This is a genomic window from Microcella sp., from assembly GCF_030645145.1.
Taxonomy (GTDB): Bacteria; Actinomycetota; Actinomycetes; order Actinomycetales; family Microbacteriaceae; genus Microcella.
On sequence record NZ_JAUSMI010000011.1, the window covers coordinates 1 to 15,497 of the forward strand.

Below are 15,497 nucleotides of genomic sequence, written 5' to 3' on the forward strand. Positions count from 1 at the left end.
GCCGAGCGCCGCGACGAGCTCGCGGTCGTGCGTCGCCATGACGATCGCGCCGCCGGCGTCGCGGTGCGCGGCGAGCAGCGCCGCGAGCTCGGCCCACGTGCGCGAGTCCTGCCCGAAGCTCGGCTCGTCGAGCACGAGCACGGGCGGCGCCGTCGCGAGCGCGGTCGCGACCGAGAGCCGTCGCTGCTCGCCCCCGCTGAGCGTGAACGGGCTCGAGCCGGCGAGCGCGCGCAGCCGCAAGCGGTCGAGCAGCGGCTCGACGATCGACGCCGTCTCCTCCTCGCTGCGGCCGAGGGCCCGAGGTCCGACCCCGAGCTCCTCGCGCACGGTCGCCGCGACGAACTGGTGCTCGGGGTTCTGGAAGACGACGCCGAGGCGGGCAACGAGGGCCCGCGAGCTCCACGCGGCGGGCGAGGGCTCGTCGACGGGCGGATCCATGCCGCGCAGGGCATCCGTCGCCGCGACCTCGCCCGCGGCCGGCTCGAGAAGGCCCGCGAGCGTGAGGGCGAGCGTCGTCTTGCCCGCGCCGTTGACCCCCGTGAGCGCGATGACGTCGCCCGCGCGCACATCGAGGTCGAGACCGGTCTGCACGACCGCGCCGCCGCGGGGCCGCACCGCGAGGCCCCGCGCGCTCAGCAGGGTCTCCCCCGGCTCCTGCGACGCGGGCGACGGATGCTCGGGCGCGCGCCCGGGAACCCAGACCCCGCGCGAGGCGAGCCGCTCCCCCTGCGCGCGCATGACGTCGGCGACGGGCCCGTCGGCCACGACCCGCCCCTCCTCGAGCACGATGACGCGATCGACGAGGGGCGCCCACACGTCGACGCGGTGCTCGACGACGAGGAGCGTCATCGAGCGGTCGGCGACGAGCGCCGCGACGGCGGCGGCGACCTCGAGCACGCCCGCCGGGACGAGCTGCGCGGTCGGCTCGTCGAGCAGGAGCGCACCGGGGCGGAGTGCGAGCACGCCCGCGAGCGCGAGCCGCTGCTTCTGCCCGCCCGACAGTCGCGTCGTGTCGGCGTCGAGCGGGAGGTCGAGGCCGACCGCGGCGAGTGCGAGCGGCACGCGGCGGTGGATCTCCTCCGCCGGCACGCCGAGGTTCTCGGGGCCGAAGGCGACGTCGTCGCCCGCGCGGGCGAGGACGAGCTGGGCGTCCGGATCCTGCAGGAGCAGGCCGACCCGACCGCGCGCGTCGGCCGGGTCGCGGCCGTCGACCGTCAGCGCCCCCGCGCGCGTGCCCTCGTCGTCGCCGCCGAGCACACCCGCGAACGCCTGCAGGAGGGTCGACTTGCCGCTGCCGGAGGCGCCGAGCAGCAGCACGCGCTCGCCGGGCTCGATCGCGAGATCGAGGCCGGCGAGCACGGGGGCAGTGCGGCCCGCGGGGGTCCAGCTCCAGGCCTTGGCGGCGAGGGACGCCGCCCCCGCGCGCGGCGCGAGAGCGGCATCCGCGCCCGGAGGTCGACCGGTGTCAGGAATCGGCACGCGCCGCGTGCTCGCGCCCCGCCGCGAACCGGCTCAGGGCGCCCGTGCGCGCGAGGGCGCGCGTCAGCAGCCACGAGCCGCCGCCGGCGAGCAGAGCGCCCGAGGTCATCGCGCTCACGGCGTAGATGGCCGCGAACTCCGGGCGCGAGTCGGGGTAGTAGAAGGTGAGATCCATGACCGCCATGCCGACGCCCGCGCCGAGACCGGCGAGGAGGGCGGGGACGAGACCCCACGCGCGGTAGAGCAGGATCGCGAAGACGAGCTCGGCGCCGAGGCCCTGCACGAGGCCCCACTGGATCGCCGTCCACCCCCAGAACCCGCCGAGGAGCGCCGAGGTCGCCGCCGCGACGAGCTCGCCGTAGAGCGCCGCGCCGGGCTTGCGCACGACGAGGCCGACGAGCACGGCCGGGAAGAGCCAAACGCCGTAGAGGAGCGCCTGCAGGCCGGGCAGGGCGGCCTCGATGGGGGCGGTGATCGGCTGGTAGGTGAGGTTCCAGACGACCATGACGAGGCCGCCGGCGACGCCGAGGACGCTCGCGACGACGATGTCGACGACGCGCCAGCGCATCGAGGGGCGCGGCGAGCGGGCCGCAGAGGTGGTCGAGGGTGCGGTCGAGACCATGATGATCGTGCCTTTCGAGAAGGGCGTCGGAGCGACGCCGAACGGTTCGGCACGGGTGCGAGAAGTCCTCCCTGCGCCGGCATGATCCGGATCAGGTTCGACGGTCGAAGCTTGGAGAAGCTTCCTCTCAGCCCGGCTCACCGGACTCCCGTGTACAGCATCCAGTGTACGCCCCCTCCACCCCTAGGGTGGTGCGCATGCTCGACATCAGCGGCGTCCGCCGCGCGTTCTCCGCCTACCTCGACCGGCTCATCGACTCGCTCGAATCCCGCCCCGAGGTCACGGGCCTCGTCCTCGCCGGCTCGACCGCCGACCGCTCGCGCGTCGACGAGTGGAGCGACCACGACTTCCTCGTGGTCTGCTCGAGCCACCACGACGCCGAGGCGATGCGGACCGACCTGCGCTGGCTGCCCGACCACCAGGACCTCGTCATCGCGGCGCGCGAGACCGAGCACGGCCTCAAGTGCGTCTACCGCGACGGCCACGTGCTCGAGTTCGCCGTCTTCGGCCCCGACGAGCTGGGTCTCGCGCACGCGAACGCCTTCGAGGTGCCTCTCGATCGCGGCGGCGTCTACGCGACGATGAAGGATGTCGCGGCGAAGCCCAAGCCGGGCTCAGAGCGGTCGCCGCTCGAGCACGCTCAGCTGTTCCTCGCGCTCGTGCTCATCGGGGTGGGCCGCGCGCGACGCGGGGAGACCCTGACGGCGGGCCAGTTCATCCGCACCCACGCGCTCGCGCACCTGCTCGCGCTGCACCGCCGCGTCGTGCCGGGCGGCAACGACCCGCGGCTCGACGACCTCGACCTGTTCCGCCGGGTCGAGCAGGTGCATCCCGACCTCGCCGCCGTCATCGAGCGCGCCCTCGAGCGCGACCCGGAGACGGCCGCGCGCGGGCTCCTCTACGTCGCGGAGGCGACCGCGATCGCGCGCTGGGCCGACTGGCCCGCCGAGGCGGCGTCGGTCGTCAAGCGTCGGCTCGGCTGGGAGGACGCGCCGCGCTGAGCCTCCGACGTCGGCGGCGTCACTAGGATCCTCGTAATGGACATCGTCTTCACGCCCGAACTGCTGATCGCGTTCGCCTCGCTCCTCCTGCTGGAGATCGTGCTGGGCATCGACAATGTGGTGTTCATCTCCATCCTCGCCGGCAAGCTCCCGCCCGAGCAGCAGAACAAGGCCCGCATCATCGGCCTGACCCTCGCGATGTTCCTGCGGATCGGCCTGCTGTTCGCGGCGTCGTGGGTCATCACCCTCACCGCCGATCTCTTCGAGCTGTTCGGGATGGGCTTCTCCGGCAAGGACCTGATCCTGATCGCCGGCGGTCTCTTCCTGCTCTACAAGGCCACCACCGAGATCCATGAGCGCCTCGAGGGCGAGGAGGCCCACACCTCGGGCGGCGGCAAGGCCACCACCTTCGGCGCTGTGATCTTCCAGATCCTCCTGATCGACATGGTCTTCTCGATCGACTCCGTCATCACCGCCGTCGGCATGGTCGACGAGCTGTGGGTCATGGTCGCCGCCGTCGTCATCGCCGTGCTGATCATGCTCTTCACCGCGAAGGCCGTGAGCGACTTCGTGAATCGCCACCCCACGGTCAAGATGCTCGCCCTCGCCTTCCTCGTCCTCATCGGCGCGATGCTCATCGCCGAGGGCTTCGACGTGAAGATCGACAAGGCCCTCATCTACGGCCCCATCGCCTTCGCGATCGGCGTCGAGGTGCTCAACCTCATCGCCCGCGGCCGCGCCGCCAAGAAGCGCGAGAAGAAGATCGAGCCCGTGCACCTGCGCCCGATCATGGTCAAGGAGACCGGCGAGACGGTCCCCGCACCGACGAAGCCCTAGCGCGTGCAGATCGAGGGGCACGACGACCTCACCGCCCTCGTCTCGCGGATCCTCGACCGCACCGACGACGCCGCGGCCGGTCGCGATCGTCTCGCGCTCCTGCTCTCGGCCGCGCAGACCGTCACGCGCGAGCTCGACCTCACGCACGCCCTGCAGCGCGTCGTGGAGGTCGCGCGCGCGCTCGTCGGCGCCCGGTACGGCGCGCTCGGCGTCATCGCGCCCGACGGCAGCCTCGAGCGCTTCCTGCACTCGGGGCTGACGCTCGAGGAGGCCGAGCGCATCGGCAGCCTGCCCACCGGGCACGGGATCCTCGGCGCCGTCGTCACCGATGCCCGCACGATCCGCCTCGACCGGCTCGCCGATGACCCGCGCTCGACGGGATTCCCCGCGCACCACCCGCCGATGGGCTCGTTCCTCGGCGTGCCCATCCGCGTCGGCGGCGCCGTCTTCGGCAACCTCTACCTCACCGAGCGGGCGGGCGGGCATCCCTTCGACGAGGTCGACGAGGCCCTCATCACGACTCTCGCCGCGATGGCCGGCACCGCGATCGCCAACTCGCGCCTCTACGAGCGCGCGCAGGCCGAGCGCCGCTGGCTCGAGGCCTCCGAGCGCGTCATCCAGCGCCTCCTCGCCGGCCAGCTGAGCCCCGACGACGCGGCCGAGGTCGCCGAGACCGTGCTCGCCGTCTCCGAGGCGCGCGGCGTCGTCCTCCGCATCGGCGAGGGCGATGCGGAGCTCGCCGCGACGGCGGGCGCCGCGGGAGGGGACGGCCCGCGCCTCGACGTGCCTCTGCTGGGAGCGGAGGAGCGCCGTCTCGGGACGCTCGAGATCGTCCGCGGGCCGGGCGGGCATCCGTTCGAGGAGGGCGAGCGCGAGACCGCCGAGCGGTTCGCCCGCTCGGTCGCGATCGCCCGCGAGCTCGCCCTGTCGCGCATCGACGAGCAGCGCTTCGCCCTCGCCGACGAGCGCGAGCGCATCGCCCGCGACCTGCACGACCACGTCATCCAGAGCCTCTTCGCGATCGGGCTCACGCTGCAGAGCGCCGTCGGCGACCCCGCCTCGCCCACGGGAGCGAAGCTCGCCGCGCAGGTCGACGCGATCGACGCGACCATCCGGCAGATCCGCCAGGCGATCTACCGGCTGTCGGCACCGCCGAGCGCCGAGACCTACAGCCTCCGCGCGCGCATCAACACGCTCGTGCGGCAGACGCTCGAGGGCGAGGGCCTGGACTCGCGGCTCGAGTTCAGCGGCCCCGTCGACACGCTCGTCGACACCTCGCTCGGCGACGAGGTCGCCGCGGTCGTGCGGGAGGCGCTCTCGAACGCCGTGCGCCACGCGCACGCGCGCGCGGTCGCGGTGAGCGTCGCCGTGCGGGGAGCCCAGGTCGTCATCACGATCACCGACGACGGCCAGGGGATGCCCGCCACGACCCGGCGCAGCGGGCTCGAGAACCTTCGCGCCCGCGCCGTCGAGCGCGGCGGCACCTTCGCCATCGGGCCCGCCTCGCCGCGCGGCACGCAGCTGCGCTGGGTCGTACCCTGGAAGGCGTCATGAGCGAGCCCGTGCGCGTCTTCCTGCTCGACGATCACGAGATCGTGCGTCGAGGCCTCGCCGATCTCCTCGCCGAGGAGGACGGCATCATCGTCGTGGGCGAGGCCGGGGAGGTCACCGGTGCCGCGGAGGCCATTCTCGCCGCGGGCACGACGGTCGCCGTGCTCGACGGGCGACTGCCCGACGGCAGCGGGATCGATGTCTGCCGCGATGTGAAGTCAGCTGATCCGCGCATCGGGTGCGTCATCCTCACCTCGTACGACGACGACGAGGCCGTGCTCGGTGCTGTGCTCGCGGGCGCCGACGGCTACCTGCTCAAGGAGGTGCGGGCGACGCGACTCGTCGATGGGATCCGCCGCGTCGCACAGGGCGAATCGCTGCTCGACCCCGAGGTCGTCGCGCGCGTCCGCTCCCGGATGACCGCGGCGAGCGCCGATACGCGCGCGGGCTCGCCCCTCGCCGACCTCACGCCGCGCGAGCGCGAGATCATCGCCCTCATCGCCGAGGGGCTCTCGAACCGCGAGATCGCCGGGCGGCTCTTCCTCGCCGAGAAGACGGTGAAGAACTACGTCAGCGGGATCCTCTCGAAGCTCGGACTGCAGCGCCGCACGCAGGCGGCCGTGCTCGCGACCGAGTGGATGCGCAAGCCGTAGCGCGAGCCCGCGCCCGTCAGACGCCGACCCGCGCGTCGACCGGCGCCGCGAGCAGCGCGACGACGACCGAGCCGCCCTTCGTCGCCTGCGTGCCGACCTGCGCGAAGCCGAGCCGCGCATGGAACGCGAGACTCCCCGGGTTCGGCGGGTCCAGGTTGACCTCGCACGTGACCTCGGGGTGCCCGAGCCGGCGGGCCTCGGCGAACACCGCGTCGTACAGCACCGGGCCGAGCCCTCGGCCCCGCTCGCTCTCGGCGACGACGATGCGGTCGACGTACACGTGGCCCGTGCCGCGCGCCTCGAACCAGCGGTAGTTCTCGCTCGCGTACGCGGCGCCGGGGTGCATCGCGATGACGAAGCCGACGAGCGCGCCGTCGCGCTCGAGCCCCAGGGCGAGGCCCGCGAGCTCGAGCAGGGCGCGCATCTCGTCGGCGGTCGTGATCGGGACGGCCGGATGCGCCGCATCGTTGAGCGCCACGAGGGCGGGCGCATCCGCGCTCACGAGGGGCCGCAGGACGGGGCGGTCGATCATGCGGCAGGCTCCTCGCTCGTGGCAGCGTCGGCGGCGGCGGACGGCGCCTCGGGCAGCGTCCCGACGCGCACCTGGATGTGCCCGCCGCGCAGCCCGCGCGCGCTCACGCCGCGGGCGCCGGTCTCGATCATCCGCCACGGCTGCACGTCGAGGTCGGCGCCGCCGAACCCCGCGAACGCTCGCGCGAGCGGGGCGACGAGGCGCGCGGAGCCGTGGGGCTCCTTCATGTCGACGATCGCGACGCGGGCGCCGGGGCGGGCGACGGCGAGCGCGCGGCGCCAGGCCTCGACCGGGTCGCTCATGATCGAGAGCGTGTAGGTCGCGATGACGACGTCGGCGGGCCCCCCGAGCGCCGAGCGCGCGGCGTCGACGTCGAGCGCGGTCGCATCAGATTCGAGCAGCCGCACGGTGCGGAGCCCGCGGCGCTCGGCCCGGCGGCGGGCGACCTCGAGCATCGCGGCGCTGCGGTCCACGCCGAGGACGGCTCCGTCGGGCCCGACGGCCGCGTCGAGCAGCGAGTGATTGAGCCCCGTGCCGCAGCCGAGGTCGAGCACGCGCTCGCCGGGCCGGGGGTCGAGCCGTTCGATCGCCGTCGTGCGGCCGACGCGGTACACCGGCCACTCTGCTGACAGCGCGTCGTAGAGACGCGCGCCGGAGGAATATCGTTCGCGCGCCACGTCCCGGAGCATAACCCGCTCGTGCGCGAAGTAGCCTCAGCCCATGACCGCGCTCGCCGACCTGCCCGCCGACGTCGACCTCCGAACTTCTCGCGGAACGGGTTGAGCTCGGCCTCGCTCTTGGGCCGAACGGCGCCGCGACGGCCGCGCATGAGCGAGTCGAAGTGCGCGGCGAACGAGACCTTCTTGAACGCCGGCTTGCCGTCGTCGTCGAGCACGACATCGAGCAGGTACTGGTAATCGAAGTCGCCGTGCGTCATCGACATGGGCTCGCGGCCGACGGCGCGCATTGCCTTGAGGGTGTCGCGGTGCGCCTTGGGCGGCAGCAGGCTGACCTCGCCGCCTATCAGCTGGGCGTGTGCGCGCGGGCCGCGGATCTGCCGCAGGAGCGCCATCTGCTTGGTGACCTCGGTGACCGTGTGGTCGCCGTCGATGCGCACCTTGTTGGCGTCGGCCGAGTGGTAGCAGGGCGAGCAGGTCAGGTTGCACTTCGGGAAGACGCCGTGCGTGCCCTCGCAGCCGACGGCGCACTTGCCGAGCAGCTGCTCGGGCGTCTTCGCGTGCTCGGGGTGCTCGGCCCAGCGCTTCTGGAGCGCGGCCTCCGTCTCGGGGTGGATGGGCCGCGTCTGCAGCTCGATCCGTCGGGCGAAAGCGGCGATCGACACTGTTGTCTCCTCGGGTGGTCCGGCGGACGCGCGGCGCGGCGGTGGGCTGCGTGGCGTCAGTCTAAGCACACGGGATTCGGAGCCGATGACCGCGCGGTTCGGTCGGCGCGCCCTGCGGCGCGTCGCGCCGACGGTGCGGGGCGGATGCCCGCCTCGGCCGGGCGCGTCAGCGCGGCTGGGTGCGCACGTTCGCCGCGAGCCACGTCACCGGGTCGATCGGCGTGCCGCCGATGCGCACCTCGAAGTGGAGGTGCGCTCCCGTGCTCGCGCCCGTCGACCCGACCGCGCCGATGATCTGCCCGGTCTCGACCGACTCGCCGACCGAGACCGGCACGGAGCCGCCCTGCAGGTGGGCCGAGAACGTCCGCACGGTCTGACCATCGATGACGTGCTCGATCTCGACGCGCATGCCGTACGTGCCGTCGTACCCGGCGGCGGTGACGACGCCGTCGGCGATGCTCGCGACGGGCGTCCCGGCGCCGGGCGTCCAGTCGACGCCCTTGTGGTCGCTCGAGCAGCCCGCGCACGGGGAGGCGCGGAACCCGAAGCCGTCGGTCTGCTCGGCGCCCGGGCCGAGCGGGTAGACGACGGGCGGCGTCCAGGTGACCGTGAAGTCGTCGCGCACGGCGGCCTGGATGGGCGTCGTGGCGCTCACCGAGTACGACTGCGGGCGCGGCTGGGCGGCGGCCCGCTCCTCCTCGCCGAGCGTCGAGCCGATGGCCGCGACGCCGTTCCCGGCGAGCACTGACGCGGCGACGACAGCGACGGCGATCGCCAGAACCTGCTCACGCAGGTGGAGCGGGTCGACGGCGCGAGCGGGGAGGAAGGGCGAGGGGCGCGCGGCGGCGCGCACGCGGGAACGGTGAAGCGAAAGGGGCATGGAGCGTGGGGCTTTTCTCGTGGCAGCGCCCGGGGTGGGGCGCCGGTCGAATACGGGCTGTGCACGTCGTTGCGCATTCGCACCAGATCGGCTGAACCGGCGTCAGGAGGTCATCGCACCGCACCCGGTGGATGTCATCGCACCGGGGATGCTCTCCCCTACGGCTGTCGGAGCCGCTATCCCAGAGTGCGGGCCCGAACCTGGCAAAGTCCTGTGAGCGACTCGGCCGCGCGCTCCGGGAAACCCCGTCTGATCAGGCCAGAGTCGTGCCGAAGGCGAGCCCGAGCGCGTAGGTGGCGGCGGCCGCTCCATAGCCGATCGCGAGCTGCCGGAGCGCCCGGCGCCACGGCGACGCTCCGGACAGGATGCCCACGATCGTGCCCGTGACGAGCAGCGCGATGCCGACGAGGATCGCCGCCGTGACGACCGCGGCGAGCCCGGTGAGCCCGAGCAGGTAGGGGATGACGGGGATGACCGCGCCGCTCGCGAAGAAGCTGAAGCTCGACGCTGCGGCACCCCACGCCGAGCCGATCTCCTCGTGCTCGTCGGTCGCGGCTCCGAGCGCGCGCGACTCGGCCGCGCGCGCCGCCGCGACGGCGGGGTCGTACTCGGCGACGACCGCGCGAGCGTGCGCGAGCGCCTCCTGCTCGCTCATGCCGCGGGCCCGGTAGACGAGCGCGAGCTCGTTCGCGTCGACGTCGAGGTGCGGCACCGCGGTGTGCGCGTCGGGGTCGGGGGTCGAGGCGTCGAGCAGCTCGCGCTGCGAGCGCACCGACACGTACTCCCCCGCACCCATCGACAGCGCGCCGGCGAGGAGCCCCGCGATGCCCGTGAAGAGCACGGTCGTCGCGGGAACACCCGTCGCGCCGATGCCCAGCACGAGCGCGAGGTTGGAGACGAGCCCGTCGTTCGCGCCGAAGACCGCTGCGCGGAACGTTCCGGAGAGCCGAGCCCGACCGCGGGCCGCGAGCCCGCGCACGACCTCCTGGTGGATGCGCTCGTCGGCCGCCATCGCGGGCGTCGCGTGCACGTCGGCGGCGTACGGCGAGCGCGACTCGCCCCGCTGCGCGAGCGCGAGCACGAACACGCTCCCGAAGCGTCGGGCGAAGAAACCGAGGATGCGCGTGCGGAGCGAGACGGCGGGAACGCGCGCCGCGCGATCGCCCAGGAGGGACATCCAGTGCGCCTCATGACGGCCCTCGGCGTCGGCGAGGGCGAGGAGGATCGCGCGCTCCTCACCCGTGCGACGGCGGGCGAGGTCGCGGTAGACGGCCGCCTCGGCCCGCTCGTCGGCGAGGTAGCGCCGCCAGCGCCGGATATCGGCGCGGCTCGGCTCGTCGGGGCGGGTCGCCTGGCTCACGCGGTCAGTGTGCCAGGGCGGATGCCCGGGCCGCAGTTCGGCCGCCCGAAACGCCGAGCCGCCCGGCGTCAGCGGCCCCGCGTCACCGGCCCCGCGTCACCAGCCCGGCGTCACCAGCGCTGCATCACCAGCCCCAGGTGCCCTCCGCGCCCTTGAAGGGGCCGACGATGCTCGCGGTGATCCAGCCGCCGTAGAAGTCGCCCTCCTGCGGGGTGACGACCTCGCCGTCCACGGTGCAGCGGTCCATGCGGCCGGGGTAGACCGAGACGAACCCGGCGATCTGCTCGAAGCCGCGGCTCGGCTCGGGGTAGAACCAGGCGGCACGCGAGACGACGCGGTCGCCGCCGAGCACGTCGGCATAGGCCGCGCGCCCCTTGAACTCGCAGAAGCTCGAGCCATCGGCGGGGCGCAGCGCGCCCGGCGCGAAGTCCTCCGGCGGCAGGTAGTAGGCCGGCGGGTGGCTCGTCTCGAGGACGCGCATCGCGCGCGTCGAGTCCGCGACGAGGGCGCCGCCGAGCTCGATCGTCACGCGGGCGTGCACCGGCTCGACGCGGGGCGGGCGCGGGTAGTCCCACACCGATTCCTGCCCGGGGCCGGGCTCGATGCGGCCGGCTCGGGGGTCGCGGCGGGCCATCTCAGAACCCGAAGTCGCCGAAGCCGCCGCCGTCGAACCCGCCGGCGTCGAAGAAGCCGCCGCCGTCGCCGCCGGGGTCGCCACCCATGCCGGGGTCGCCCGCACCGGGATCGCCCGCGCCGGCGTCGGCGGCACCCGCATCGCCGGCGTCGCCGCCGTCGCCGCCCGCCTCGGCTCCGCCGCCGTCCATGGGCGGCAGGAAGACGCTCACGAGGGCCGAGGCGACGACGTAGCCCGCGACCGTCCCGAGCAGCGAGGCGCCCATCATGCTTCCGAACGACGGGCCGGCGAACGAGCGCTCCATCGTGCCGGGCTGCCGCAGCTCCGAGCGCGTGGCCGCCTGCGCGAGGGTCGCGGGCTGGTCGTCGCGGGGCGCCTCGCCCTGCGGCGCCGACTCGGTGAGCCGCTCGAACACCATGCGCCGCTGCTCGGGGGTGAGCTTCGCGAACGCCTCGGCGTGGACGCGCTCGATGGTCTCGGGCGGGGCCGTCTCGAGGAGGTAGCGGTAGCGCTCGACGGCGCGCTCGTCATCGCCGCGCGGGGCGCGGGGCGGAGGGGCGGCCTCGGGCTCGGGGGTGCGGCTGCCGAAGATGCGGTCGAAGAGGCTCATGCGGTCGTCTCCTGGATCGGGAGCAAGAGGGTCGGTCGAGCCGACGGTATGCCTCTCTCCTCGCAGCGGGCTGAGCGCATGGTCGGTAACAACTCGGTGACGATGGTGCTGGATGCCGGGGTGTGCACTACTGTGAGCAACGAAGTTGATACGCCTCGCTGCGCCGGGCGTCCTGGAACACCAAGCAGGTCGCTACTCCCCGATGGATACGGTTCACGAGTTGGTTCGACTGGTGGTTTCGACAGTCGAAACTCCGTGAAGTAGGAAACAAGGGAGTCAGAAATGACGACAGGCACCGTTAAGTGGTTCAACGCCGAAAAGGGCTTCGGATTCATCACCCCCGATGACGGAAGCGCCGACGTGTTCGCGCACTTCTCCGCCATCCAGAGCAACGGCTACCGTTCGCTCGATGAGAACCAGAAGGTCGAGTTCGACGTGGCCCAGGGCCCCAAGGGCCTCCAGGCCGAGAACATCCGCCCGCTCTAGTCCTCACCGACTGAAGCGCTTCGCGTGAGAGATCACGCGAACCTCACGACAGCCGCCCCCCGATGATGTGGGGCGGCTTTCGTCGTTAATGCGCCGTCGTCACGGCGCCGTCACGAAGTCGATGAGCTCCTCGACCCGGCCGAGCAGAGCCGGGTCGAGATCGGCAAAGCTGCGCACCGACCCACGGATCCTCCGCCACGCCGCCGCCGTCTCCGCTTGCGAGCCGTGCGGCCAGCCGAGGCGTCGCAGGGTGCCGGTCTTCCAGTCCTCGCCGCGCGGCACGTCGGGCCAGGCCGCGATGCCGACCCGCTCGGGCTTCACCGCCTGCCAGATGTCGATGTACGGGTGGCCGACGACGAGCACGTGCCGGGCATCCGCGCCCCGCAGCGCCTCGCGCGCGATGCGCTCCTCCTTCGAGCCTGAGACGAGATGGTCGACGAGCACGCCGACGCGGCGGCCGGGCCCCGGCGCGAACTCGCGCAGCCGCTCGGCGAGGTCATCGACGCCGTCGAGGTACTCGACGACGACGCCCTCGACGCGCAGGTCGTCGCCCCAGACCTGCTCGACGAGCTCGGCGTCGTGGCGGCCCTCGACCCAGATGCGGCTGCCGCGGGCGACGCGGGCCCGCTGCTGCTCGACCGCGAACGATCCGCTCGCGGTGCGCTGACGGCCCGCGGGCTTCGCCGCGGCGGGGGCGGTGAGGATGACCGGGGCGCCTTCGACGAGGAACCCCGCCCCCAGCGGGAAGACCCGCACCCTCCCCCGGCGATCCTCGAGGTGCACCGCGCCGAGCTCGACGCGCACGACGGCGCCCACGAAGCCGGAGTCGGGCAGCTCGACCACGAGGTCCTTCTCGGCGGGAACCTCGGGCACGACGACGCGGCCGCGCGCCCGCCAGTCGCCGCCGAGCACGTCGCCGCCGTACGGGTCGCGGTACGCGTCGGAGGAGCCGGGGCCGTGGGGTGAGGCGGTCACCCGGCGACGGTACCGGGCGCGCACGACGGAGCCGCGCATCCACGCCGCGGATGCGCCGCCCGCACCCCCTCCGGCGCAATTCGTGCTGTTCGGGGCGATCCGGGTGCCCCGGGGCGCACGATGTGCCCGAAACAGGACGGATTGGCGAAGGAGCACGGGCTGGCGAGCCGACCGCGGCACGCCGTCAGCGAACCCGGCGGCCGAGCCCTCCCCGGGCAGGGCGGCCCTCGCTAGGGTTGCCGCAACCGATCACCCGAGGAGCCGCATGCGCGCCACCGCTCTCGTCCGCTGGGGCATCACGTGCCTCCTGCTCGCGCCGCTCGCGTTCCTGTCGTGGCTGCTGTCGCCCGGCGCGCTCGTGCGCCTGCTGCCCGCGACGCCCGACGTCGTGGTGGGCGTCGCGACGGCGTGGGGCGTCATCGCGCCGATCGTGGCGCTCCTGCTCGTCGTGGCCGGCGCCGTTCTCAACGTGCTCGCGATCCGTCGCGGGGTGCGCGGCGTCGACCGGCTGGCGAGCGGCGAGTGGGATGCCCCGCGCCTGCCGAGCGGCCCGCGCATCATCCTCCCCGAGGGCTGGGAGTCCGAGCATCCGACCCCCGCGTCGCGCCGTCGCGTGTCGCGGCGCGCTCTCGGCACGCTGCTCGCCGGCGCCCTGCTCGCCTGGTCCGCGATCATCGCGTGGGTGCTGACTGTCGAGCATCCGCTCGCCCTCGCGGGCGGAGCGCTGCCGCTCGGCGCCGTCTACGACGCGTGGGAGCCCGCGGGCCTCTCGGGCTTCGTCGTCGCCGTCATCGTCTGGGCGGTCCTCGCCGTCGCGGCGGCGGTCGTCCTCTTCCTTCTGGGGCGGATGCCCCGCGCGGGTCTCGACCGCGTGCTGGCTCCCCGGCGCTTCATCGCCCTCGCGGCCATCCTCGCGAGCGCGCTCGCGATCGCCGCGCAGCCCGCACTGCTCATGCTGGGGGTCGGACTCGTCGACGACCTCGTCGTCGCGACCGGTGAGCCCCTCGGCGGCGGTCAGAGCGCGGGCAGCTGGCACGTCGCGCAGTGGGGCATCGCGTTCAGCGCGATCGCCATCCTCGTGACGGTGCCGCGCTGGTCGGGCGCGCTCAGGCGTCGAGTGTCAGGAAACCCGTGAGCACGAGCTCGCGCACGCGCGGCAGCAGGTCGTCGGCGAGCGCGGCCTCGTCGACCTCGAGCAGCTGCGCGAGCGCCCCGATCAGCTGACCGACCGAGAGCTCGCCGTCGCTCGCACCCACGAGGCCCGCGAGTGCGGCATCCGCATCGATCGAGCGCGCGAAGCCGCCGCCCTGCCGCAGCCGCATGACGGTCGGTCCGTCGGCGCCCGGCCACTGATGGCGCTCCTCCGTGACGTCGGGCGCGACCCGCAGGTGCAGCGCAACGAGCGCCGCGTCGTCGAGGGGCGCGATCGCGTCGTGCGCCGCGAAGCCGGCCATGAGGTGGTCGCCGATGCCCGTGGGCGTCGCGCCCAGCGCGTCGAGGAGGCGCTCGGTGCGCACGAGCCGCGGCGCAGCGGGGTCGAGCGGCCGGCGCAGCACGACGTAGCCGAAACCCACGCCCGTGACGCCGCGGGCCTCGAAGTCGGCGAGCCACTCCTCGGCGAGCGCCTCGAACTCGGGCGAGCCGACGCGCGTGCCGCCGTCGCGGATCCACGTCTCGGCGTACTGCGCGGGGCTCTGCCGCTCGCGCTCGACGATCCATGCGTCGAGCCCCGACTCCTCGACCCAGCGGCGCACGCGCGCGAGGCCGTCGCCGCCCATCGCGTCGCGGTACTCCCAGTTGCCGAGCAGGTGGGCGGTGCCGCCCGGCTCGAGGTGGTCGGCGACGCCGCGGACGACCTCCTCGACGATGCCGTCGCCGACGCGCCCGCCGTCGCGGTACTCGTAGAGCGGCACGCCCTCGCGCCGCGGCGTGATGACGAACGGCGGGTTCGAGACGATGCGGTCGAAGCGCTCGTCCGCGACGGGTGCGAAGAGGTCGCCGTGCCGCAGGTCGATGCCGCCCGGGCCGAGCTCGAGACCGTTGAGCCGGAGGGTGAGGGCGGCGAGGTCGAGCGCGCGGCGCGAGATGTCGGTCGCGACGATCGCGCCCGCATGGCGCGAGGCGTGCAGGGACTGGATTCCGCATCCGGTGCCGAGATCGAGGACGCGTCGCGCCCCGCTCGTGGGGATGAGCGAGGAGAGGGTCGTGGATGCTCCGCCGACGCCGAGCACGTGGCCCGCGTCGAGCGCGCCCCCGGTCGCGAGCTCGCCGAGGTCGGAGACCACCCACCACGAGACGGCGCCGGTGGCGTCCAGGGCGGAGTAGGGGCGCACGTCGAGCAGCGCCTGCCACGTGCCGCCCGCGACGTCGCCCGCGGCGAGACCGAGCTCGCGCACGCCGTCGAGCCCGAGCGAGGGCAGCGCGTCGGCGAGCTCGTCGGCGCTCACGGGGTCGGCGAGGAGGAAGAGGCGGGCGAGCGTCGAGAGCGGCGACGGGGGCGCGGACCGCAGCGCGCGCCGGGCGACGACGCGGTCC

At 73.9% G+C, this 15,497-nt stretch carries 16 protein-coding genes and 1 riboswitch; of the genes, 6 read left to right on the plus strand and 10 right to left on the minus strand.

Going from position 1 to position 15,497, the window contains the following annotated elements; translation table 11 throughout:
• Both Q7T15_RS00585 and Q7T15_RS00590 read right to left on the minus strand, forming a co-directional pair.
• On the minus strand, window positions 1–1,479 hold a 1,479-nt coding region (locus tag Q7T15_RS00585; RefSeq protein WP_304692221.1), incomplete at its 3' end, for an ABC transporter ATP-binding protein.
• Window positions 1,466–2,101 carry an ECF transporter S component gene (locus Q7T15_RS00590; RefSeq protein ID WP_304692223.1) on the minus strand — a complete coding sequence of 212 codons (636 nt, stop codon included), beginning with the start codon at window positions 2,099–2,101 and terminating at the stop codon, window positions 1,466–1,468. The genes Q7T15_RS00585 and Q7T15_RS00590, both read right to left, overlap by 14 nt.
• A 51-nt stretch (window positions 2,102–2,152) precedes the next feature.
• Window positions 2,153–2,263: riboswitch (TPP riboswitch) on the minus strand.
• A 35-nt stretch (window positions 2,264–2,298) separates the two neighbouring features.
• Between Q7T15_RS00590 and Q7T15_RS00595 the strand changes: the two genes are divergently transcribed.
• The 4 genes from Q7T15_RS00595 to Q7T15_RS00610 are packed head-to-tail and all read left to right on the plus strand — an operon-like array spanning window position 2,299 to window position 6,143.
• A complete protein-coding gene (locus Q7T15_RS00595; RefSeq protein ID WP_304692225.1) occupies window positions 2,299–3,102 on the plus strand; it encodes a hypothetical protein in 804 nt (267 codons plus the stop codon).
• Between the two features lie 36 nt (window positions 3,103–3,138).
• A complete protein-coding gene (locus Q7T15_RS00600) occupies window positions 3,139–3,939 on the plus strand; it encodes a TerC family protein (RefSeq protein WP_304692226.1) in 801 nt (266 codons plus the stop codon).
• Between the two features lie 3 nt (window positions 3,940–3,942).
• Entirely contained in the window at window positions 3,943–5,493 is a 1,551-nt protein-coding gene (locus Q7T15_RS00605; protein ID WP_304692228.1) for a GAF domain-containing sensor histidine kinase, read from the plus strand.
• A complete protein-coding gene (locus Q7T15_RS00610) occupies window positions 5,490–6,143 on the plus strand; it encodes a response regulator transcription factor (RefSeq protein WP_304692230.1) in 654 nt (217 codons plus the stop codon). The genes Q7T15_RS00605 and Q7T15_RS00610 overlap by 4 nt, the downstream gene beginning before the upstream one ends.
• Window positions 6,144–6,159: 16 nt before the next feature.
• Here Q7T15_RS00610 and Q7T15_RS00615 read toward each other — a convergent pair whose 3' ends face one another.
• The 6 genes from Q7T15_RS00615 to Q7T15_RS00640 all read right to left on the minus strand — a co-directional run bounded on the left by Q7T15_RS00615 (window position 6,160) and on the right by Q7T15_RS00640 (window position 11,501).
• On the minus strand, window positions 6,160–6,675 hold the full coding sequence (locus Q7T15_RS00615; protein WP_304692232.1) for a GNAT family N-acetyltransferase: 516 nt from the start codon (window positions 6,673–6,675) through the stop codon (window positions 6,160–6,162).
• Entirely contained in the window at window positions 6,672–7,352 is a 681-nt protein-coding gene (locus tag Q7T15_RS00620; RefSeq protein WP_304692234.1) for a class I SAM-dependent methyltransferase, read from the minus strand. The genes Q7T15_RS00615 and Q7T15_RS00620 overlap by 4 nt, the downstream gene beginning before the upstream one ends.
• An 831-nt stretch (window positions 7,353–8,183) precedes the next feature.
• Window positions 8,184–8,870 (minus strand): M23 family metallopeptidase, encoded by a 687-nt coding sequence (locus tag Q7T15_RS00625; protein ID WP_304692236.1) that lies wholly within the window; start codon window positions 8,868–8,870, stop codon window positions 8,184–8,186.
• 280 nt (window positions 8,871–9,150) lie between these two features.
• Window positions 9,151–10,257, minus strand: a complete 1,107-nt coding sequence (locus Q7T15_RS00630; protein ID WP_304692238.1) for a VIT1/CCC1 family protein — start codon at window positions 10,255–10,257, stop codon at window positions 9,151–9,153.
• 124 nt (window positions 10,258–10,381) lie between these two features.
• The gene (locus Q7T15_RS00635; protein WP_304692240.1) at window positions 10,382–10,891 is read right to left on the minus strand and encodes a DUF427 domain-containing protein; all 510 of its coding nucleotides are present in this window, start codon (window positions 10,889–10,891) and stop codon (window positions 10,382–10,384) included.
• A 1-nt stretch (window position 10,892) separates the two neighbouring features.
• On the minus strand, window positions 10,893–11,501 hold the full coding sequence (locus tag Q7T15_RS00640) for a hypothetical protein (RefSeq protein WP_304692242.1): 609 nt from the start codon (window positions 11,499–11,501) through the stop codon (window positions 10,893–10,895).
• A 282-nt stretch (window positions 11,502–11,783) separates the two neighbouring features.
• On the opposite strand from Q7T15_RS00640, the gene Q7T15_RS00645 reads away from it, so the two are divergent.
• On the plus strand, window positions 11,784–11,987 hold the full coding sequence (locus tag Q7T15_RS00645) for a cold-shock protein (RefSeq protein WP_055860048.1): 204 nt from the start codon (window positions 11,784–11,786) through the stop codon (window positions 11,985–11,987).
• Window positions 11,988–12,086: 99 nt separating this feature from the next.
• Here the strand turns inward: Q7T15_RS00645 and Q7T15_RS00650 are convergent, their stop codons facing one another.
• A complete protein-coding gene (locus tag Q7T15_RS00650) occupies window positions 12,087–12,962 on the minus strand; it encodes a DUF3097 domain-containing protein (protein ID WP_304692248.1) in 876 nt (291 codons plus the stop codon).
• A gap of 265 nt (window positions 12,963–13,227) precedes the next feature.
• Here Q7T15_RS00650 and Q7T15_RS00655 point away from each other — a divergent pair, with 265 nt between their 5' ends.
• The gene (locus Q7T15_RS00655; RefSeq protein ID WP_304692250.1) at window positions 13,228–14,097 is read left to right on the plus strand and encodes a hypothetical protein; all 870 of its coding nucleotides are present in this window, start codon (window positions 13,228–13,230) and stop codon (window positions 14,095–14,097) included.
• Here Q7T15_RS00655 and Q7T15_RS00660 read toward each other — a convergent pair.
• Window positions 14,069–15,497, minus strand: a 1,429-nt coding sequence (locus tag Q7T15_RS00660) for a methyltransferase (protein WP_304692252.1), incomplete at its 5' end; no start/stop codon positions are given. The genes Q7T15_RS00655 and Q7T15_RS00660 overlap by 29 nt on opposite strands.